Raw genomic sequence first — 20,807 nt, 5'->3', positions numbered from 1 at the left:
ATGCAGCTGTTTCTGGTATCTGTTCACAGCCTAACACGTAATTGTTAGGGAACTGAACTTTTTACTGACTATCCCGTAGTCTTGCCCATGATGCTAGTGCGTAGTCTTGAAAACGAACCAGTTTGATGCCGTTATGGCGAGATCTGGATCTGTCCGGGCAAGGATGTTTACAATATAAGGAGCAAGCATGGATGGGCATGGTCACGGGGTTCAAGGCCCAATCCCCATGGCGGGTCCCCGTTCCCGCATTATCTATCGTCAGGCGAATTATGACCAGCAATAGCGGCAACCTGTCCAAGGCATTGCCCAAGTCGGTGCGGCACCACAATCGAGCAATCCTGCTCAGATTGCTCTATCCCGATGTCAGTATGACCAGGGCTGATCTGGCCCGCGCTTCAGGACTGACCAGGGTCGCCATATCAGATATTGTGGCCGAGCTGCTGGGCGAGCATCTGCTCATGGAGGTGGGTTACAGCAAATCCACCGGGCCGGGCAAGAGGGGACGGCTGCTGCGCATCAATCCCGACGGGCGCAACATCCTGGCCCTGGACCTTTCCACGCCCTACGTTTTCAGGGGGGCGGTGCTCAACCTGACCGGGCAGGTAGTGGCGCGTGAGGAGATCCCTCTGACTGCTGGCGGCAAGGTTCCCCTGGACTTGGTGGGGGAGCTGACCGATTCATTGATGCAGCGGGCAGCCCACCCCATCATGGGCATCGGCGTATCCAGTCCTGGCATCGTCAGTGCTGAAGGCGTGGTGGATGATGCTACCAACCTTGGCTGGGTTCAGACCGACCTGCGCGGCTATTTGCATGAGAAGACAGGCCTGGAGGTAACGGTCAACAACGATGCTAACAACGAGGTGCTGGCCGAGCAGCAGTTCGGCTCAGGACAATCTGACCTACTGCTGGTCCATCTGGGCGACGGAGTTGGGGCGGGGTTGCTGGTTTCCGGCGAGCTGGTGACCGGTTGCAACCGTGCGGCCGGCGAGATCGGCCATGTGGTCGTTGACCCCACAGGCCCTCAGTGCCGCTGCGGCAAGCGCGGCTGCTTGGAATCTCTGATCAGCGTTCCCAAGCTGACTGCTGCAATGGACAGGGATCCTGACAATCTGGCCAGCATTTTGCGCCGAGCCGGTGAACTGCTGGGCCGTGTTCTGACCATGTCTGCCGGCCTTATGGACATTCCTCGCGTGGCTGTTCTGGGCGACTCCAGGGTGGTCAACCGCATCTTCCTGAGTGCTATGGAAAAAACCATGAACGATGCCCTGGCCACTGATTTCCGGCGGCCCCTTGTGGTTGACCGCTCGGCCCTGGGTGAGGATGCCGCCTTGCTTGGGGCCTGCTCCACAGTGGTGTCCGACCTGATTGAGCCTGACGGCACCGTCTGAAAGTTGATTGAAGACCTGTTTCGCAGCCGCACCCGGAGTTGGTGATTCGCGCACATCGCCGAGACCTGCTACCATGGTGACTCGCGGTTGGCCGAGGTCTGACCCCGGTAGCCAATTTGCGGGCGTAGTTCATTGGTAGAATGGAAGCTTCCCAAGCTTCAGAGGCGGGTCCGATTCCCGTCGCCCGCTCTTATAGGATTGTTGGAATGCCAAAGAAGACATCGCCTTATTGCTCTGTTTTTTAAGTGAGTGGCAACACTTTGGCAACACTTTGCTGATGAAGGAGAAGTAATGCCAGCACTAGAGGCAATGGCTGTAACGCTTACTAATTTAGTAGGGAAGTCACTTGGCGATGCGGTTTTCAGCAAGATGAAAGCAGCTAGGCTTCGTAAAAATCAGAAAGAAATGGCCGACTCGTATGAGGCTATTATCCATGACTTAATGGAGGACCGCTCCGAAGCCATTACACTGGCACAAACATATAAGTCTGAGATAGATAGAATCGAAATTAGTGACGAAGATATTGAGCATTTACATAATACGATAGAGCAACTTATTAATATCTTTGGCAAGGACAATGCTGACTTTAAGACTGAGGCTGATGAAATAAATGCTTTAGTGTCGGTAGATACACTTAAAGCAGTTCAACTATTAGGCTTCAACTATAAAGAAGCAATTGGTGAGCCGCTCACGGAAGCATGCGCGGATGCAATTCAAATGATGTTCACGAAGGACAATCATAAACGGCCAGTCTCTCGATCACGTCGAAAATGAAGGTCAGGTCGGCCAGCTTCACAGGGCTGTCTCGCCAGGCGTGGCCCGTGTAGGTCATGTACCGGCCCTGCGAGTAGGCCTCCGCGTCCATCAGGCCCCGGACCTTGATGCCCTTGCGCTCCTGGCAGCGGCCCCAGATGTGCAAACCCTGGCCGGATGGGCTGATCTCGATCCAAGTCCTGCCCGCCACGGGCGCAAGCAGCATCTTGGCCCAGTCCGCCAGATAGCCGCGCGCATCGTAGCAGTGATCCAGGTCGATGCAGGCGAACCCGCCCCCCAGGGCGAACCCCAGGCCATCCCCGGCCGTGGACTGCTCCGCTGTGGACAGGCCGGTCCAGGTGGCGGGGTCGGTGCTTGAGGCCGGGGCTCCGTCGAAGCGGATCGGACGCTTGCTGGCGCTCTCGCCCCCGTGGACCAGCCGCCAGCGCAGCCACCGGTCGGCCATCGCCATGTCCGGGGGCACCGGCATCGTCCTGCCGGCCCGATGGGCACGCTGCCGGCAGGCGTCGGAACAGAACCTGCGCCGGCGTCCCCTTCCGGAATGCTCAGGCAGGGGCTTGCCGCAGAACTCGCATCGTGTCATGCTTTAATTATATCGTGACAATACTTGGAAAACAAGAAAACCAAGCAATAGCAGGCATTCAGTCCATTACGTGACAACGGTAAAAACCAGTTCCTGCCACGGAATGCCGACCCAAGCACATCGCCCAGCCGCTCCTGAAAGGCACAGAATCGGGCCGCAGAGCCGCGAACGCCAGGAGACCCTGCAAGCCCTGAATCCGGCCGGAAAACGAATGGGAAGGCGCACGCACAATCGGTGGTGCTATCCGGCGGTTATCCGCCCTTGCCGGGGGAGGCACCCCCCACCCCGGGTCGGATCATTCATTGAGCAAGTAACCCTGAATAAAGTGTGACGAAGATCACACTTGAGTTCCCCGAAAACTAGTCAAAAAAGGCTCCATCGCTGAGCTGATCGGTACCATGCACAAAGTCAGCAGTCAAGAAGGTCTTGACTCGACTGGCAAGAAAGGAACAGTCCAGCGATGGATAAACACAATATCGAAAGCATGCTGATCATATTCATCTCGTCACAGTTGATTGATCAACTCACTTCTATCCAAGCAATGATAACACTGATTATTGTTAGCGCAATAATAATTGTGATCAGTTTGTGGAGGTCGCGACATCAGTGAGTCAGTGAGTCACTGAGTCACTGCGCCTTGCTGCTATTTTGTCAACAAGGCGCAATTGTCCTGAATGCCACGAGCATGCCGAGTGGCCGATACCAGGGGTGGCTGTCTGAGTCTTCCGGCGTGTTCGTGATGTAGGTGTGGTTGAAGGCAGCCGTCGCGTGTTGGTTCGTGTCGGCTGCCTTCTGGTTTGCTCCTGGTTTCGCCTGTGGTGTTTATTTGGCTGGTGTCTTGTTGACGGTGAGTCTGGCGAGCCGGTTGGGGCGGAGGACTCCGAAGCCGAGGCGCATGGTGACGCGCAGGGCGATGGAGTCGTTGGCGAAGTAGGCCTGGTCGCTGGAAGCGATGGCGGCCTGGCTGACGGCGCTGAGGACCTGGCTGCTGTCGTTGAGGAGGATGGTGCCTGCCGGGGTCTGCATGTTCAGGATGATGGGGATCCCGTAGATGGCGGGTGTGGGGCTGTTGGCCACGTCGGTGGCGATCAGGGGCCGGTTGTTTTTGTCGTTGAGTTTGAGCAGGTTGGCCCAGGTGCCGTAGCCCATGATGATGCCGGTGGGGCTGCCTCCGTTGTCGCCGACCTTGCCGATGGCGTCCAGGAGCGGGGTGAGCCCGGTGGTTTCGTTGATGTCGCCCGCGTCGATCATGTCGGGGGTGAGGGCCAGGCCCTTGATGTCGCCCTGGTCGCCTTGCAGGAGGAGCCTGTCGGCCTTGTCGGTGATGGCTTTGACCATGCCGGCCTGGATGAGGTTGACGGTCTGATCGTATTCGGCGGCCTCGTTGCTGATGGGGGTGAGGACGGCGATCTTGTGGGTGTGCACGTACATTTCGCTCAGGTCGGGGTCGGTTTCGGCGATCCTGGTGCCTTCGGCGACGATGGCCGCGTCCAGGCCGTCCTTGATGTAGGGGATGCGTGCGACGGGTCCGTCGCCGCTGATGCTGCCGCCGACGCTGGTCTGGGAGAAGATGAGCGCGTCGGGGGTGATCTGCTGGGCGGGGTAGAAGGTGCCTCCGGGCCACAGGCCTTCCTTGCCGGTGCCGGTGGTGATGATGTTGGTGGTGTCGGTCATGATGGTGTTCCTGTCCGCATGGCGCGTCGGGAGCCCTGTGAAAGGACGTGCTGCGGCCATGCTCGTCTTGTTGCGAGTGTGATTGATTGTGTCCAGTCCCGGTCGCCTTGGACCCGGATCCGGTCGGCATGGCCTGCACGCCGTTGAAATTATAAAAGTGAGACGCCCGCATGTCCTGCACGCGGACGTCTCCATTATACCTCATGGGCCGGTTTCATGCCTGGCCTTCCCCGGTCTGCCTCCTCCAGTCGGTGATGGTGGTGTAGGGCAGGCCCAGCCGGTCGCAGGCCTCCAGCAGGAGGGTGCCCGGGTCGCTGTCCCGGTCCTTGGCCTGGGTCTCCTGAAGGTCCAGGAGCCCTTCGGCCACGTTGCGCAGCACGGCGGCCACCATCAGGCGGGTGCGTTCCGGGGTGTCGGGGTTCGCGCAGGGCAGGGCCACCCTGACCTCGCCCACGCCCAGCGCGTACGCCCTGGCCGCCAGGAGCACCCAGTCCATCATGACCCGCAGGCCCACCGTCCTGGCCGCCTGCCCGTCCAGCCGGTCGGCCTCCTCCAGGCGGCGCGCCAGCCCGTCCATGTCCTCCTCAGTCATTGGCCTGCCCCCTCCTTGTGGTGTTGATGGCCCTTTCCGCCGCTTCCACCCGCATGAGCACCCCGTCCATGCCTGTGCCGCAGGCTTGCGCGATTTGTCGCATGTGGTCGACGGGAACCTGGCCGCTCATGAGCTCCCGGTGGAGTCGTCGCGCGTCCAGGCCGGTCCTGTCGGCCAGCTCGCACACGGTCAATCCGGCCTCATGGATCATGAGGTCTTGCAGTCCCAGGCTGACGGCCAGTGGGTAAATAGGTTCGTCGGGGTCCTGGCAGCGGCGGGCGAGCCGTTCGCGTTCCAGGTCGCACATGGGGCAGACGACCCCCTCGCCGCCGGTCAGCCCTTTGCTGGTGGCCTCCTGGTCGCAGGTGACGGGCTGCCCGCACAGGGCGATTGAGCGTCTGCCCTGCCGGACTGCCAGATCGGGCACGTAGTGCAGGATGATGGGCCGGTGTCCCCAGTCCTGCCCGGCATGGGGCCGGGTCTCAGTCGATGCGGGTGCGGTGTTCATTTGTCCGCCTCCTCGCCTGGGAGTCCTGTATCATTGATGGTGGAGTTACTCATAGTGGTTCTCCTTGATAATGGCCCGGATGTTGATGGCGTCCGGGCTTTTTCTTGTGTTCCTTCAGGCCGTGAAGGTGCGGTGAGGCTGATGGTGTCGATCCGGTCGGCGAGCAGTTGCAGGCTCCGGCCGCACACCGCGCCGAACAGCGGGTCCATGCGCGGGATGCGTACACTGCCCGCCCTGCCCTCCATGAGGGCCAGGCTCGCTTCGTTCAACAGTCGGTGGGCCAGATGGCGCGCGTACTCGCGTTCGGCGCTCACGTCGATGGTTTCGGGGAAGTCGCTCACCATAGGGTCCCCTGTTCCGGTCGGGGGATGGGGATGTCGGCGAGCTGCCAGGCGGCCTCGCACAGGGCGCACACCACGTATTCGCCCGAGCCGGTCGCTTCGAGGGTGCCGTCCAGGTCCAGGGTCATGTCCTGCCCGCACAGGGTGGTGATCTCCTCCCCGTCCCTGAGAGTGCCATGGAACAGGTGGACGATCGTGGCCTGCCTGGGCGGGCCGGTCCGTTTCCTGTCCTCAGAATCCGAGAGTCGGTTCATCCCCACCCACCCCCTCTTTTAAAGTGTCCAAAGTGTCCGAAGCGTCCAAAGTGTCCAGTCGTTGGACGCCCGCACCCCCCTCCTGGACGTGGTTCGCGTGGTGTTCGTGGTTCGCATGGTTCGCACTGTCACCACGTGCACCACGTGCACCACGCGAACCATGCCCGGAAGGGGTGGTGAGGGCTTGGGCCACCCGTTCGAGGTCGGACCTCAGATAGCCTCTGGTCCTGTCGTTGTGGGCCCTGTTCTGCACGCTGTGCACGCCTATGGGGGACAGCATCTTCGCCAGGCGCTGTCGGGTCAGTGGGGTGCCGTATGGGGATTCTGACCCCCAACGTTCCGGGTGTCCCATGGACAGGCGCGAGACCAGGGTCAGGGTCGGGGTGAACTCCGCCGCCATGACTTCAAGGCAATCCTGGATGAGCAGGGCCTTGGGCGGCATGGTGTTCAGCCCGTCGGCCTGTTCCGCCTCTTCGCGTTCCATGTCCTGAAGGACCATGCTGGTGACGGCTTCGGGCCATCTGCCGCCTGCCACCGCGGCGATCTTCGCGAACGAGACCCAACGCTCTTTCGCTCGTCCCCTGCATCCCTCCGGCAGTACCGGTCTGGCGGCCTGCACCTGGTCCCCATACTGATCGGCCCATGCGGCGATGTCGTCGTGAAGGCTTTTGGCGGCGTCGTCCATGCTTGAGTCGGATACCCAGTCGGTTTCCTCGGCTTGGCCGCTCGTGTCTGGCAGAAGGAACACCTGCCCGCTGCGGCTCCTGGTGTCACTGGGGAGCATGGGGCTGTTGCCGGCCATGGCGACAGCGCAATAGGTGGGCATGTTCTGCGCCTTCCAACCTGAGTCCTTGTCGGGGACCAGCACTGGTCTGGTTGCTCCGCGTTTGGATCCCGAGTTGATGACGGCCATCAGGTCGCCTACCCCATCCTTCTTCGGGTCCAGCGTGCGGTCCGCTTCGTCGATGAGCACGGTGATGGACTCGTCCCCGGTGGCCGCGATCATCCTTGGAATCAATGCCGGGCTGCTGATACCGCTGGCGATCAACGGCAGGTGACAGACATGCGCCAGATGCTCCAGCAGGGTTGTCTTTCCTGAACCGGGCATGATGGAATCGATGATCAGCCTGGGCGATACGGGTAGCGCGGGTAACAGGTGCGTATGCACCGCCCACAAGGTGACATACTCCAGATCGGAAGGGCGTTGAGTGCGGATATAACGAGAAAACCAGGCAAAGACCCGATCCACGACGCCGGACGCTTCGGACGGAAAAGACACTTTGGACACTTCCTGGAGGGGGTCCCCCCGCCTGCCCGGGGTAGACACTTTAGACGGATTAGACACATTAGACACTTTCACTGAGGGGGTGGGTGCCTGCCGTCCGGCATGGATCGGGACGGCGTTGCCATGACCCCGCCCAGGCCCTTGCATGGAGGGGTTCATCGAGTCGAACCGTCTTTTGACCACGGGGTGGCTGTTCATGTATTCGTCGATCGCGCTCATGCGGCCTCACCCCAACGGGAGCCCAGCCAGACACGTCTGAACCTGTTGCGCCGCGCCTGGGAGGCCAGGCAGTGCCCCTGCTTCAGGCTCCACTCACGCAGCCTGGCCAGGTCGGCCTGGCGCTTCAGCTCCTCCTGCCTGACCTGCTCGAAGTCGTCGGGCATGGTGTTCGCCACCCTGGCCCGGCTCACCCGGGGGCTGACCTCCAGGAAGGAGAACAATGCTAAAGTGAACGATGAATCCCGGCCATCCAAGGATTCTCTACCGGTCGCACCTGCTCCAACAGGCGCGGCCATTCTCATTCTTGCTTTATTCATCTCATGCCTCCGCCGTGGAGGTTCTGGCTGAGGATTCCAACCATTCGAGGATGTCTGATTTTCTGTACAGCACAGTTCTAGGTGTTGGTTTATAGAATTTTGGGCCTTTACCTGTGTATCTGAGTTGTGCCAGATGGTTTTTCGAAAACCCTGGCATCAAAGATAGCGCTTGATCAATGTCTAGAAACGAATCGGTACTTAATTCCGGGACCTGCTGTTGCATCATTCTCCTAACTCTGAAATAGAAACATCGTGTTACTAAATGAAAACATAACACAGTGTTTCGATTTGAGACAACCTGGAAATAAACGGCGTGTTGTGATTCTGTGATGTAGCATAGAGATATGGATAAGTCCTCTGACTCAATTATCGGGAATAATCTAACTGGATTGCGCGGCTCAATGTCCATGGATTTGTTGGCTGCTAAAATGCGAGAGCTCGGCCACAATTGGACCAAAACAACGGTTTTTAATGTTGAACACGGTAAACGGCAGCTGAGATTGGGTGAGGCTGCTGATGTATTGAGTTGTTTGGGCTTTGGGAAAACTGAAATGTGGCGTTATTTCGTGGGTTCTGAAAATAAGGCGCTCGTTGATTCTTTAGACAGAGTGAGTGAGCTTGCAGAGCAAGTTAGAACCTCTATTATGCATCTGCTTGAAGAACGTCTTAGGCTGGTCCGCGTTGCTTCGATGAGCGATAGTGAATTTGATGAAGATGTAGAAGATCTGCTTGAAATAACGAGCCCGTCGGCACTTTTTGGATACATGAAAGATGAAGCCGGGGTAGTGCTTTCTAAATGGATCGCTGAGAGCTCCACTAATGCAGATGAATCGGAAGAAAAAGAAAGCTCTATGGCCCACACGTATGGGCCTTACTGGGCTTATGTGCAGCCTAGCTATCTTTTTGACGAGGACGCATTTTCTAAACGGCAGCTTGAAACGTTAAAGCGCTCTTTTCGGCAAACAGATGATTTGAATAATTCTGACGGTAATGGCGTCGATTCATGAGTATGGGGCCTCTGACGGTTCCAAACGCTACAGGGTCCTCTACCGTGACCCGGCCCACCGGCAAAGGCAGAAGCGCGGGTTCAGGACCAAGAAGGCGGCCAAGGACTATATAGCCCGCGTCACCGTCGCCATCAATGACCACGACTACATAGACCCCCACGGGGGAAGGACCCTCATAGAAGACCTGGGGGAGACCTGGCTGGAAGGCAAACAAGGGGCCATCAAACCCAAATACTACGGGGATCTGGAATCAGCCTGGAGGGTCCATGTGCAACCCCAATGGGGCGACAGGACCGTGGCATCCATACGACACAGCGAAGTGCAGGCATGGGTGTCACAACTCAGCAGGGGAGACCCCGCCAGGAACATACCGGGCCGGAGCCCGACAGTGGTCATCAGAGCCTACGGGGTCCTCAAAGGCATATTCGACTCGGCGGTGGCGGACGGCCTCCTGCGCCGCTCACCATGCGAAAACACCCAACTACCAAGGAAGGTGCGCAAGGAACGCGTCTACCTGACACCCGAACAGGTCATCAGCCTGGCCAACCAGGCCGGGCACCACAAGGCCCTCATCCTCACCCTCGGCTTCTGCGGGCTCAGATGGGGGGAAGCCGCAGCCCTCCGCGTCAAACATGTGGACCGGGCCAACCGCAGACTGACCATCAGGCTCAACTACGTTCGCTCAGGCTCCAACTACTACGAGGGGACGCCGAAGACCTGGGAGACCAGGGACGTGCCCGTCCCGCCGCAGGTGCTCGACGCGATCATGGAGGACTGCCGGGGCAAAGACCCGGAGGATTTGGTGTTCACCGAAGAGGACGGCCGCAGGATACACGAGCAGACCACCAGGAAGAACGGCTGGTACAGGCAGGCCCTCGACGCTTCAGGCTGCCCCTACCTCACCTGTCATGACCTGCGGCACACGGCGGCATCCATAGCGATCAGCAGCGGGGCCAACGTGAAGGCCGTCCAGCGGATGCTGGGGCACAAGAGCGCCCAGATGACCCTGGACACCTACGCGGACCTGTTCGACACCGACCTGGACGATGTGGCCGTCAGCATCGGAAGGCGCATAGACGAGGCCCTGAGCGGCAACAATTTGGCAACACAATCAGACGAAACCAGCCATATCACCATAATCCAGGATGATTCAGAAACCCTGTAATCACAACGAAAACAGAGTTCCTGTGATTGGATGGAATCGAATGGTAATCAAAGGTCACGGGTCCGATTCCCGTCGCCCGCTCCAGTCGGATTCACGGACATGTCGATCAAGATCGGGATTTCAAACCTTTCATATTTGCATATATTTTGAGCTTTATTATCATAATCTGGTTTTGAGATCGCGCCATATGTCGCAAATCTGACATATGGAATATGGGGTGCTTACGTGGGTGTTTCCTGGTCATAGGCTTATCGAGTCCGTATATCTCCGCAAAGCGCCTTATTCCTAAACGGCTTTTTATTGGTTCTAGGTAAGAAGACTCTTGAAAATTATTTCTCAGTAACAAACGCGGAAGAATGAATGCCGAAGTCATGCGTGTGCTTTTCGGTATTTGCAGGATCATGTCGAGTTGTCGCCAGACTCCGCTCTAATCACAGAGCCACTTTGTATTTGAGACAGGAGTTGCAACACAGGGCCGGGTCTTTGATGAACAATATTCCTGAAAATTCTGGAGTGTCGAAGCACGGTGTCTCAGGTCGGGCAGTGGAAGATGAGGGGGTACAGGGAAGTATGGAAAGGACGGCCATCATGGCTGATTATCACGTGCAATACGACGGGGATCGCGATCTCTGGACAGTCAAGCGTGCCGGGGCTTCACGCGTCTCTCGTACCTTCGCCACCAAGGCGGAGGCCACCAAGCAGGCCAAGGTCTTTGCAGATCGGTCCGGCGGCGGCGAGGTCAACATCCATAACAAGGGCGGCAATAAAATCCGCGACAAGCGCACCATAGGCAAGAAGGATCCCCGAGACATCAAGGGCTGAACTCCAACCGGGCTCCAGGTTCTTTCGCCGTCATCGGACCTGTGCTGGTGCCGAACGTCGCGGCGATAAGTAACTAGGCGCTTCTAATATGCCTATCTATCAGTCCAGCAGGATGTTGGGATGGTGAAGCATTGGCCGCCGGCGCTGGTCTGCATGTGTCCGCCCCCATAGACTGAAACCAACCGTGAAAGGTGGCGAGGTCGATGGCCGATGGATTCAACCAGCTGGATCAGCGGCTGGCGGACAGCGGGTATGACGAGGGTCTGCCAGCCTCCTATCCTCCTCGCCCGGATATTGATGAGCGTCCTATTCAGATAGCCCATGCCAACATCTGGAGTCGGTTTGCGGTGGTTACAGGGCTGGTCTCAGCCCTGGCGGGCGCTGCCTTGCTGGCCCATGCCATAGCCCCCTCCAGGCTAGGGGTGATAGGCCAGGTGGGCATCTCGGCCTGGGTGGGTGTCTCCGTGGCCTTTGCCCTTTTGACCATAATCCTGGTCGTCATAGCCCGTCACTCCGGAACAATCCCGAACCGGCCATCCGTGGGCTCGGCGGGCATTATTCTTCTGATCTGCGGAATGCTCCTGACCGTGGCAGGCCTGCTCATCGCCAACTCTTTTCCCAAGGGCATCATCAAGGCTCCTGCGCGTGACGAAGCGCCCATCAGTTCGGCCCAGGCTATGACCGGCGGTATCGACAAGGCTGTCGGTCAGTGCGCTTCGGGTTGGCATGACATTGGCCTAGATGGGTATGTGGGCATCTCCCAGGCCCGGTATTGCACGGATACGACCATGGCCTACGTGGTCTTCGACAACGATTCTGCGGCATCTCTGGCCAAGGGGCCCATCCGCGCCCGCGTGCCTGACCTGCACTCCCGCTACGGAGGCGGGCTGCAGCCCCAGGATCTATGGCTGCTGACCGGCAAGCGTTGGATGGTGGTAGGCAGCAAGACTCAGGTGACCGGACTGCAGGGCCAGTGGGGTGGCCAGGCCGAGCCGCTCATGAGTCAGCATTGAATGACCGGCCCGGTCGACTATCGTGGCAGATATGGATCAAGCACAAAAGGATAATGGCGGATTGGTGGGTCGGCCCTCCACGGTGGTGCCCGGACGTTTTGGGCAGGAGCTCAAGGTCGAGCAGGTCCGCTGGTCCCGCAAGCAGGGCACAGGCAACCCCTCGCGGCCCATTTTTGTACTCATGCACGGCTGGGGCTCCAACGAGGAGGACATGGCTGACCTGATGCGCTACGTGGCCCCCTACAACGACTATGCATCCCTGCGGGCGCCCATGGTGGTGCCGGGCAGCGAGCGCGGCATGTTCGGCCCTGGGTACACCTGGTTTCACGATATGCGCCCCGAACAGGAGGACTTGGATCGGGATGGCTACGCAGCGGCTCGGGCTGTGGATGCCTGGGTTTCAGCCAACATCCCCGAGGACCGACCTGTGGTGGCCATGGGCTTCTCGCAGGGAGCCATGCTGGCGGTTCATCTGCTTCGGGTCAACCCTGAGCGCTACCGGGCATCCATATGCCTGTCCGGGTTCCTTGCCCCAGGCCTAGTGCCCGGCACTGCTCCGGCGGATGAGCGCCTGGCTGGCTTGAACAAGCCGGTCTTCCTGGGCTTCGGTTCGGATGACACCACGGTGCCCAAGTACGAATTCCGGGCCCTGGCCGCCTGGTTGGACGAGCACGTATGGCTGCACACCACCGAGTACGATCACTTGGACCATGCCGTCGACATGCGCGAGATGAATGACCTTCGCCAGTGGCTGGGCGAGATCGACGTGACCTCGGGCCTTATGTAGATCGGCTCACAGGGCCGAGTCGGCATCGACCTGCATGACGTAGACGTTGCGGCGCATCTTCCTGGCTGTCGTGCGCGAGATCTCTCCGGATTCGACCATGTCCTGGATCTGGCCCAGCTCGATGGCATACCCTTCGCGCTTGGCCTCCTCCACCTGATCTCTGACGGCCGGCATGCCCGCGTATTCGGTCTTTCCCTCCGCCGAGGATTCGATCATCTGGTGGTTGATGATGGTGTTGAGCAGGTCCTCGGTCTTGAAGCGGCCCTTGCCCAGCTCGGAGTAGAGCTTTTCAATTAGGAAGTGGTTCATCTCCGCCTGCAGGTGGCGTCCGGCCACGAAGACACGATCCTTGTCGATCGGCTGGGTCAGGTGCTTCAGGCGGTGGAACTGGCTGTGTAGCAGGCCCCTGAGTCGCCTGCGAGCCGTGTAGGCCCTCCAGCGGAGCTCTCCGCCCCTGTCCAAGTGGAAGAGGGAGCCGGATATGGTGGACAGGATCCTGCGTGCTGCCTGTTCCTGGCTGCGCAGATTCAGCAGTTCCTCCTGGTCGTCTCCGCGGTCGTTGCGCCGGTCGATCAGCTGTGCATCGGCATCCCTGTCGGCTACGGTCTCGGCCTCGGTGCTGGGTTCGGCCTCGGTCGCAGGATGTGCTGATGCAGGTGCCTGCTCAATACTGGCGTCTTTGCTTTTGAGCCGTTCCTCCAGCTGATCCTGGGCCTCCTCAATCCGGCTCAGCCGTTCCTCCATGTAATCCTGCTCCCACTCCATAGTCTGCACCTGCAGGTCCTGGAAGTCCTTGGGGGAATACTGACCGATCCGCGACTTGAGCTTGGCGATGCGGTGGTTGTACTGCTTGATCACGTGCTGGATGGCCAGCCGGTTCTCGTCAGTGATTCGGCTGGAAAGCTCCCGGACTGTGCCTCTGAGCACCTTGATGGATTTTTCGACCTGTTGGGCCGGAACTTCGCTGCTCTGTGAAGGGGCCAGCAGCGGCAGGGCGAAGTTGGCTAGCACCAGGGTGACGATGATGACCCCGGCGGCCACGAAGATCAGCTCGCTGCGCATGGGGAAAGCGGACCCGTCGTCGGTCATATAGGGGATGGTCAGGGCCAAGGATAAGGTGATGGTCCCCTTGGGTCCGCCGAAGGTCATGACGGCCGCCGACCTCAGGAGCTTGGATGTGATCCTTCGTCTGCTGCCGGTATCATGGTCCTTGGTGAAGATCAGGACGCTGGCTGTCCAGAGGAAGCGCAGTGCAATCACGGTCAGGCAGACCAGGGTGATGGTGGCCACCAACATCCAGTTGCTGACCCGACGGTCTCGCCAGCTGGTGCCCATGGCCGCCGGCAGCAGCATGCCCAGAAGGACGAAGACCGCGCCGTTGAGACTGAAGGAGAGCACCTTCCAGACGCTGGATGAGACGATGTTGGCCTTGGATGTGTTGGGGCCTACTCCGGTGTGGTCGAAGCGAACCAGCAGCCCGGTGGAGACCACGGCCAGGACCCCGGACACATGCAGGATGTTCTGCCCGACCATGTAGATCAGGAAAGGCAGGAAGAGCTCCAGCAGGATTCTGGTGGTGGTGGTCTCCCAGCCCAGGCGGCGGGCGGACTCAAAGAGCCAGTTGACCACGAAGCCCATGATCAGGCCGAAACCGATGCCGCCTACGAACTCGAGGAGGAACTCGCCCAGGGCTTGAGGCAGGGAGAAGGAGCCGGTCACGGTGGCCAGGATGGCGAACTGGAAGCCGATGACGCCAGTGGCGTCGTTGAAGAGCGATTCACCGGCAAGAATGGAATGTTCGTCCGGTGTAAGGTCGGCACTCTCGCCCAAGGAGGAAACAGCCACGGCATCGGTGGGCCCCAGGGCGGCACCCAGGGCCATGGCTGCAGCCAGGGGAAACATGGGCCAGGCAGCGTGCAGGATGACGCCCACCATGATCATGGTCAGGGCAGCCAGTCCGATGGCCAGGGAAAGGGATGATCGCAAGCCCTTGAGCAGCTCCACCTTGTTGACGGTGTGGGCTTCGTAGTAGAGCAGGGGCGCAATGAAGAGAACCATGAACAGCTCAGGATCCAGCCGCATCCGCGGAAAAATGGGCAGCAGGGCCATGACCGCGCCCAAGGCAATCTGGACCAAGGGGGTGGAGATCCGGGGAATGAATCTGGAGATGAAGGAAGAGACGAGGACGGCAGCAAGTATGCACAGAATGAGGATGAATGTTTCCACGGGCTTCCTTTCCGCCACGCAATCCCGGGCGGGCTGCCGCAGGCCCGACTAGTAGGGTTCATTCGACCGATGAAGGAATCTCCGAGTACAGGGTTGCATGAGGATTGACGTCGCATAATCCATTGTACGGAATCACGGTATCCAGGAACAGCATTAATGGACAATGTGCGCTAAGTTGACACCTCAAGGCGAAATGGTGGACAGACTGCGCTCGCGATAGGCGAACATTTGTGAAAATCCGGCCTGGGGACTCCCGTAAGTGCATGAAGAGCCGGCTCAATCGGTATACTCATGAAGACCGGGAAGGCTCCGAACCTCCCAGCGGGCACTGCTTGCGGCGGCTGACCATGGAGCCCCATCTCTTGACCCCGGGGACTTGCGCGCACGCTATTGTTTCCCCGATGCTTTTGGACATCCCCCGGTCCAGAAGGAAGATTGCGAGAAAGACTGCAGAGGGTCGCATGCGGGGACAAATGACCGATCCGGTTTGGAAAGGCCAGGTTGACCGATGACATCATCCATGACATCTACAAGCATTAAGAATCAGAACGCAGCGGTAGCAGGGACTGACATGCGTTTCGACGACACCGATTGGCACAGCCTGGAGACCTCGGCTGTGCTGGAGACCCTGCGCACCGGGGACCAAGGTTTGGATACGCAGGAGAGCGCACGCCGACTGGAGATCTTCGGGCCCAACAGCCTGGCCGAGGCCCAGGCCAAACCCCGTTGGAAACTTTTCCTGGAGCAGTTCGCCGGCCCCCTGATCGCCGTTCTGATGGTCTGCGGCATCATCACCATTTTTCTGCAGCACTATGTGGACGCTGCGGCCATATTCCTGGTCCTTTTTCTCAATGCCATCATCGGCTATGTGCAGGAATCCAAGGCGGACAAGGCCGTGGAGGCCCTGACCACCCTGTCCACCCCCACCACACGGGTGGTGCGCCAGGGCAGGGTGGAGCAGATTGACGCCGACCAGCTGGTTCCGGGCGACCTGGTCCTCCTGGAGAGCGGCGACCGCATCCCCGCCGATCTGCGATTGATCGAGGCCCTTCACCTGCGCATCGACGAGGCCATGCTGACGGGCGAGAGCGAGGATGCCAAGAAGAATACGGATCCCGTGGACCGCGATGCAGCCCTGGGCGACAGGCGATGCATGGCCTTCTCGGGCACCATGGTCACCAGCGGCCGTGGACGCGGGCTGGTGGTGGCCACCGGTTCCGACACCGAGCTGGGCGAAATCAACGATCTGGTCCATGTGTCCAAGGGCCGCACGCCCCTGCAGCGAATCATCCACCGCACCGAGGTGGGCATCGCTGTCGCCGTCATTCTGGTGGCCATCTTCGTCTTCATCGGCGGAGCCATTCTCAATGGCGACGCTACCGGGGCCTTCCTGTCTGCGGTCTCCTTGGTGGTGGCCTCCATGCCTGAGGCCCTGCCCATCGTGCTGACCGTGGCCATGGCCTTGGGAGTTTCTAGGATGGCCGAATACCATGCCATCGTCCGCTCATTGCCGGCCGTTGAAACCCTGGGATCCATCACCGTCATCGGCTCGGACAAGACCGGCACGCTGACCCAGAACCGCATGACCGTGGAACAGTTCACCCTGGGCGGCGGCCAGCCGATCCCCGTAGAGGGCATGGACCTGGGCGCAGCGGCCGTATCCGACGACGACCGTATGCGTGGTCTGTCCGCCCTTGCTCGGGCTGGGGCTCTGACCAACGAGGCCCACCGGCAGCCGAATGAACAAGGCGGCATCGAATACAGTGGCGACGCGGTCGATATGGCCATGGCCCGCCTGGCCGACCAGACCGGGGCTGTGACCACCGAAGACCTGGACGCTCCTATCGTCATGGAGACCCCCTACGAGCCGGAGCTGCTCCACTCCATGACCATCCGCCGCAGCCCGGACGGCACCCTGACCCAATACGTCAAGGGTGCCCCCGATGCGATCATGGCCATGAGCCGAACCATGCTGGACCCGGATGGCCAGGTCGTTCCCTTGGACACCCAGGCTGTCCACAAGTCCTACGAAGCAATGGGCTCCCAGGGGCTGCGCGTCATAGGCGTGGCCAGCAGGGTCCTCTCCTCTGACCAGGATCCCGCCTCCCGCCGTCGACCTGACGACCTGACCTTCCTGGGGCTTGAAGGCATGCTCGATCCGCCCCGACCCGGCGTGCGCGAGGCCATCGCCGAATGCGCCGGGGCCGGCATCCGCGTGGTCATGATTACCGGCGACCACCCGGTGACCGCAGCCGCCATAGGTCGTCGCCTGGGTCTGGAGCATACCGACCAGGCGTTGACCGGCAGCGAGATGCTGGAGATGAGCGACGAGGTCCTCCGGGCCCGTCTGCGTGAGACCTCCATCGCCGCCCGCGTCTCCCCCCAGGACAAGCTGCGCATTGTGGAAGCCCTGCAGGATGAGGGCCATGTGGTGGCTGTGACCGGCGACGGCGTCAATGACGCCCCAGCGCTGAAGGCTGCCTCGGTGGGCATCGCCATGGGCCGCTCCGGCACCGACGTGGCCCGGGAGGCCAGCGATGTGGTTCTGACCGACGACAACTTCGTCACCATCACCCAGGCTGTGCGTCAGGGGAGGGTCATCTTCAAGGCCATCCGCGGGTCCGCCTACTTCCTCCTGTCCACGGCCGCAGCCGCCATGATCGCCGTGGGGGTCAATGTGATTGCCGAGGAGCCCCTGCTCTTCCTGCCCCTGCAGATGCTCTGGATCAACTTCGTGACCAACGGCGTCCAGGACATAGCCCTGGGATTCGAGCCGGGCAGCGGGGACGAGCTGGAGTCGCCCCCGCGTTCGTCCGGAGAGGGCTTGCTCTCGCGAGTGCTTTGGGCACGGCTTGCCGTCTGCGGGCTCTGGATGGCCACTTGCATCCTGGTCCTGTTCCGCCTCAACATCAATGCAGGGATGGATCTGGCCCACGCCCGGACCATGGCCCTGACCTTATTGGTCCTCTTCAACTTCTTCGTCGCCATGTCGGCCAGGTCTGAGAACAGGCTGATCGTCCAGCTCAACCCCTTGGACAACACCTTCCTCCTGGTGGCTTCGTTCGTGGCCCTGGGCATCCACGCGGGGGCCATGTATCTGGCTCCGGTTGCAAGCGTTCTGGGCATGGCTCCACTGAGTGCAAGCCAGTGGCTCATCTGCCTGGGGATTGGACTGACGGTTCTGATCTTCAGCGAGGGGGACAAGATGGTTCGTGCCTTCCTAGCCAAGCGAGGCATCGACACGTCCGGGCGGCCCAAGGCCCATCTGCACCATGTGCGTCGCCGTATCGCAGGCATGATCAACTGAACTGACCTGTCGGGCTGGACTGCCAGACTGAACCCGTGCAAGAACAGTGGAAGGCGCCCATGGAGGAGGCCCTGCGGCTGGCCGGCTTGGCTGGAGACCGTGGGGACGTGCCCGTGGGCGCTCTGGTCTTGGATGCCTCGGACCGCGTCATCGGCCGGGGCTTCAACCAGCGGCAGGCCCTGGGCCGTCCCCTGGCTCATGCCGAGATGGAGGCCATCGGGAAATCCGACGTGGGCTGGGATCTGGCCGGGTGCACCATGATCGTGACCCTGGAGCCCTGCCCCATGTGTGCAGGGGCGCTGATGGCTTGTCATTTCAGCAGGGTGGTTTTCGGAGCCTGGGACCCCAAGATGGGAGCCTGCGGGTCGGTCTGGGATCTGCCCCGTGACCCGCACACCGGAACAAAGGCCGAGGTGCTGGGTGGTGTGTGCGAACAGGCGTGTGCCAGGATTCTTGCCGATTTCTTTGCACGGCACCGCCAGGGCTGAGCCTGTTTTTAGCGGTGGTTGTGATTGGCCATGTACTGCTGGAAGACCGGGGTAACCTGGAGGGCCGCCCAGATGCAGCGCAGGACGATCAGGCAGAGGTAGGCGGCGAACAGATTGGCGCCCACTCGCGCGCTGACCCCCGAGGCCGCCCAGGTGCCCACAGGTGTGGTCAGAGCGGCCACGATTCCCAGAAGCAGCCCTTGACCGGCGTGGACCAGGTGGTGCCGCAGGTTGGTGAACGTTCCCGACAATGAACTGGGCAGGATGGCCAGCAGGGAGGTTCCCCTGGCGATCAGGTCGCTGGCGCCCAGCAGAGCCAGGGCGGGCACCGCGATGGCTCCGCCGCCGACACCCAGCAACCCTGACAGGGTTCCGATCAGGACGCCGACCAGCAGAATGATCAAGGCCACCACTGGGCTCAGCTGGATGCTGCTCTCCCTTGAGGGCGTGGACAGCAGCTGCTGGGCAATGACTGCCATGAGGAAGCCCACGTAGAGCCATCTGAGGATCACCTCAGGAAGCCGGTCCAGCAGCCAGGTGCCGACCTGCGCCCCAATGACCGTGCCCACGGCCAGCAACAGAGCCGCCAGCCAGTCCACATGCCCGCTCAGGGCGTAAGAGGCCACCCCGGCCAGCGACATGGGGATCATGGAGGCCAGCGACGTGGCAGAGGCCTGCCGTTGCTGCAGTCCGGTCCATACCAGGGCAGGCACTATGATCGATCCGCCGCCGATGCCGAACATCCCCGACAGGAATCCGCTGATCACGCCCACCAGGACCAGGATGGCCAGGGTCCGCCGGTCCATCCCTCCGGCTCCTCTCTGCTCTCTTTGCATGGGTTCTAGCCTATGCCGGTGTTTTTGCCGGGATGGCTGGATGTCCGCTTATGCTCCTATCGGCGTCGATTAGGCGTGGCGAGGCTTTCCACGCTGCAGGAATCCACGCATGCTCCAGTCCTTATGTCCACTATGCGAACGTTGTCCTGGTCCCCCTCTGCCGTCCCGGCATACTGCTTGGTATCCCTCGGGCCGGTCCCCGAAGGTGCGTCGCCTAGTCAGGAAAAGAAGAGGGTGTATTTCGATGCGATATACGGTCATCGGTGCCGGAGCCATGGGCTATCGTCTGGGTGTGCTGCTGCAGGAGCAGGCCGGCCTGCAGGTGGATTTCGTGGATACCTGGATGCCCAATATTGACAAGGTTCACGACCAAGGAGGCGTCTATGTCTCCCGCGATCATGAGAATCGGCATTTGGTGTCCGTTAATATTTACACCCCTGAGGACTACAAGGGCGACCCCGACGTCTGGATCGTCATGCTCAAGCAGATGCAGCTGGAGGCCGTCCTGGAGCGCTGCGCACCGCTCTTCCGCGACCATCAGGTGGTCGTCTCGGCCATGAACGGCTGGGGTCACTTCGACAAGCTGCTCAAGTACTTCCCCCAGGAGCGGATCTATGGTGGCACGGCCATGATCGGCACGGTCCTCAATGGGCCCGGCGACGTGGATTTCATAGGCAAGTCCGGGGCCGGATCCCTGCACCTGTGCGCCATGACCGAGCAGACCACCGACCTGGAGCGCAGGATGGCCGAGGACTTCAAGGCCGCCAACCTCAACCCCATCCTGACGGAAAACTTCGAGGGCACCTGCCTGGCCAAGATCATCTTCAACTCGGTGGTCAACACCATCTGCACCATGTATCAGATCACCATGGGCCAGTTCGTCTCCTACCCGGGCGCCAAGGATATGTCCCGCCAGCTGATTGACGAGGCCTATGACGCCTGCGAGAGGGCCGGCAAGCAGCTGATCCAGACCCGTCAGGAGACACTGGACGAGGTGGACTATGTCAGTCGGGTGAGCAACCCGCTTCACTACCCCTCCATGTATCAGGACATGTCCAAGGGCCGCCCGACCGAGGTGGACTACATCAACGGCTACCTGGCGCGCCTGGGCCGTGAGCATGACTATGTCTGCCGGACTCAGGAGTTCCTGACCCACGGTGTCCACCTGGCCGAGCTGGCCTTCCGTGTTCACCACGAAGAGCAGGTCGGCCAGAGCTGATG

At 60.5% G+C, this 20,807-nt stretch carries 20 protein-coding genes and 1 tRNA gene; 11 read left to right on the top strand and 10 right to left on the bottom strand.

The window, feature by feature from the left end; translation table 11 throughout:
• The first annotated feature begins 269 nt into the window (after positions 1-269).
• The 3 genes from J3T92_RS08120 (at position 270) to J3T92_RS08110 (ending at position 2,162) form a co-directional block, all read left to right on the top strand.
• Positions 270-1,388, top strand: coding sequence for an ROK family transcriptional regulator (locus J3T92_RS08120; RefSeq protein WP_267400978.1), 1,119 nt, complete (start codon positions 270-272; stop codon positions 1,386-1,388).
• Positions 1,389-1,506: 118 nt separating this feature from the next.
• Positions 1,507-1,577, top strand: a tRNA-Gly gene (locus J3T92_RS08115).
• Between the two features lie 102 nt (positions 1,578-1,679).
• Complete coding sequence (locus J3T92_RS08110; protein ID WP_267400976.1) at positions 1,680-2,162, top strand: hypothetical protein; 483 nt, start codon at positions 1,680-1,682, stop codon at positions 2,160-2,162.
• On the opposite strand, the gene J3T92_RS08105 is transcribed toward J3T92_RS08110, so the two are convergent.
• From J3T92_RS08105 to J3T92_RS08070, 8 genes are all read right to left on the bottom strand, one after another.
• Positions 2,113-2,745, bottom strand: coding sequence for a bifunctional DNA primase/polymerase (locus J3T92_RS08105; RefSeq protein WP_267400975.1), 633 nt, complete (start codon positions 2,743-2,745; stop codon positions 2,113-2,115). The genes J3T92_RS08110 and J3T92_RS08105 overlap by 50 nt on opposite strands.
• 822 nt (positions 2,746-3,567) lie before the next feature.
• Positions 3,568-4,419 carry a phage major capsid protein gene (locus J3T92_RS08100; protein WP_267400974.1) on the bottom strand — a complete coding sequence of 284 codons (852 nt, stop codon included), beginning with the start codon at positions 4,417-4,419 and terminating at the stop codon, positions 3,568-3,570.
• Positions 4,420-4,633: 214 nt separating this feature from the next.
• The gene (locus J3T92_RS08095; protein ID WP_267400973.1) at positions 4,634-5,011 is read right to left on the bottom strand and encodes a hypothetical protein; all 378 of its coding nucleotides are present in this window, start codon (positions 5,009-5,011) and stop codon (positions 4,634-4,636) included.
• Positions 5,004-5,519 carry a hypothetical protein gene (locus J3T92_RS08090; RefSeq protein ID WP_267400970.1) on the bottom strand — a complete coding sequence of 172 codons (516 nt, stop codon included), beginning with the start codon at positions 5,517-5,519 and terminating at the stop codon, positions 5,004-5,006. The genes J3T92_RS08095 and J3T92_RS08090 overlap by 8 nt, the downstream gene beginning before the upstream one ends.
• On the bottom strand, positions 5,516-5,863 hold the full coding sequence (locus J3T92_RS08085) for a hypothetical protein (protein WP_267400968.1): 348 nt from the start codon (positions 5,861-5,863) through the stop codon (positions 5,516-5,518). The genes J3T92_RS08090 and J3T92_RS08085 overlap by 4 nt, the downstream gene beginning before the upstream one ends.
• Positions 5,857-6,114, bottom strand: coding sequence for a hypothetical protein (locus J3T92_RS08080; RefSeq protein ID WP_267400967.1), 258 nt, complete (start codon positions 6,112-6,114; stop codon positions 5,857-5,859). The genes J3T92_RS08085 and J3T92_RS08080 overlap by 7 nt, the downstream gene beginning before the upstream one ends.
• Positions 6,092-7,222: a DUF3631 domain-containing protein gene (locus J3T92_RS08075; RefSeq protein ID WP_267400965.1), complete on the bottom strand. Its 1,131-nt coding sequence runs from the start codon at positions 7,220-7,222 to the stop codon at positions 6,092-6,094. Before J3T92_RS08075 ends, J3T92_RS08080 begins: the two co-directional genes overlap by 23 nt.
• A 392-nt stretch (positions 7,223-7,614) precedes the next feature.
• Entirely contained in the window at positions 7,615-7,935 is a 321-nt protein-coding gene (locus J3T92_RS08070; protein WP_267400963.1) for a hypothetical protein, read from the bottom strand.
• Positions 7,936-8,279: 344 nt separating this feature from the next.
• Between J3T92_RS08070 and J3T92_RS08065 the strand changes: the two genes are divergently transcribed.
• The 5 genes from J3T92_RS08065 (at position 8,280) to J3T92_RS08045 (ending at position 12,729) form a co-directional block, all read left to right on the top strand.
• On the top strand, positions 8,280-8,942 hold the full coding sequence (locus J3T92_RS08065; protein WP_267400961.1) for a hypothetical protein: 663 nt from the start codon (positions 8,280-8,282) through the stop codon (positions 8,940-8,942).
• The gene (locus J3T92_RS08060) at positions 8,926-10,107 is read left to right on the top strand and encodes a tyrosine-type recombinase/integrase (RefSeq protein WP_267400960.1); all 1,182 of its coding nucleotides are present in this window, start codon (positions 8,926-8,928) and stop codon (positions 10,105-10,107) included. Before J3T92_RS08065 ends, J3T92_RS08060 begins: the two co-directional genes overlap by 17 nt.
• A gap of 588 nt (positions 10,108-10,695) precedes the next feature.
• Positions 10,696-10,929 carry a DUF2188 domain-containing protein gene (locus J3T92_RS08055; protein ID WP_045934889.1) on the top strand — a complete coding sequence of 78 codons (234 nt, stop codon included), beginning with the start codon at positions 10,696-10,698 and terminating at the stop codon, positions 10,927-10,929.
• A gap of 203 nt (positions 10,930-11,132) precedes the next feature.
• Positions 11,133-11,942 carry a hypothetical protein gene (locus J3T92_RS08050; RefSeq protein WP_267400954.1) on the top strand — a complete coding sequence of 270 codons (810 nt, stop codon included), beginning with the start codon at positions 11,133-11,135 and terminating at the stop codon, positions 11,940-11,942.
• A 31-nt stretch (positions 11,943-11,973) separates the two neighbouring features.
• A complete protein-coding gene (locus tag J3T92_RS08045) occupies positions 11,974-12,729 on the top strand; it encodes an alpha/beta hydrolase (RefSeq protein WP_267400953.1) in 756 nt (251 codons plus the stop codon).
• A 6-nt stretch (positions 12,730-12,735) separates the two neighbouring features.
• Here J3T92_RS08045 and J3T92_RS08040 read toward each other — a convergent pair whose 3' ends face one another.
• Complete coding sequence (locus J3T92_RS08040; protein ID WP_267400952.1) at positions 12,736-14,955, bottom strand: cation:proton antiporter; 2,220 nt, start codon at positions 14,953-14,955, stop codon at positions 12,736-12,738.
• A 571-nt stretch (positions 14,956-15,526) separates the two neighbouring features.
• Here J3T92_RS08040 and J3T92_RS08035 point away from each other — a divergent pair.
• Positions 15,527-18,262, top strand: a complete 2,736-nt coding sequence (locus J3T92_RS08035) for a cation-translocating P-type ATPase (protein WP_267400950.1) — start codon at positions 15,527-15,529, stop codon at positions 18,260-18,262.
• Between the two features lie 35 nt (positions 18,263-18,297).
• Positions 18,298-18,750 (top strand): nucleoside deaminase, encoded by a 453-nt coding sequence (locus J3T92_RS08030; RefSeq protein ID WP_258561511.1) that lies wholly within the window; start codon positions 18,298-18,300, stop codon positions 18,748-18,750.
• 8 nt (positions 18,751-18,758) lie between these two features.
• Here the strand turns inward: J3T92_RS08030 and J3T92_RS08025 are convergent, their stop codons facing one another.
• Positions 18,759-19,586 (bottom strand): sulfite exporter TauE/SafE family protein, encoded by an 828-nt coding sequence (locus J3T92_RS08025; protein WP_267400948.1) that lies wholly within the window; start codon positions 19,584-19,586, stop codon positions 18,759-18,761.
• A gap of 244 nt (positions 19,587-19,830) precedes the next feature.
• Here J3T92_RS08025 and J3T92_RS08020 point away from each other — a divergent pair, with 244 nt between their 5' ends.
• Positions 19,831-20,805, top strand: a complete 975-nt coding sequence (locus J3T92_RS08020; protein WP_267400946.1) for a ketopantoate reductase family protein — start codon at positions 19,831-19,833, stop codon at positions 20,803-20,805.
• Positions 20,806-20,807 lie beyond the last annotated feature (2 nt).

The sequence above is a fragment of the Bifidobacterium sp. B4081 genome, from assembly GCF_026537335.1.
Taxonomy (GTDB): Bacteria; Actinomycetota; Actinomycetes; order Actinomycetales; family Bifidobacteriaceae; genus Bombiscardovia.
The sequence above is the reverse complement of the archived record's forward strand: the minus strand, read 5'-3'. Positions and strand labels throughout refer to the sequence as shown.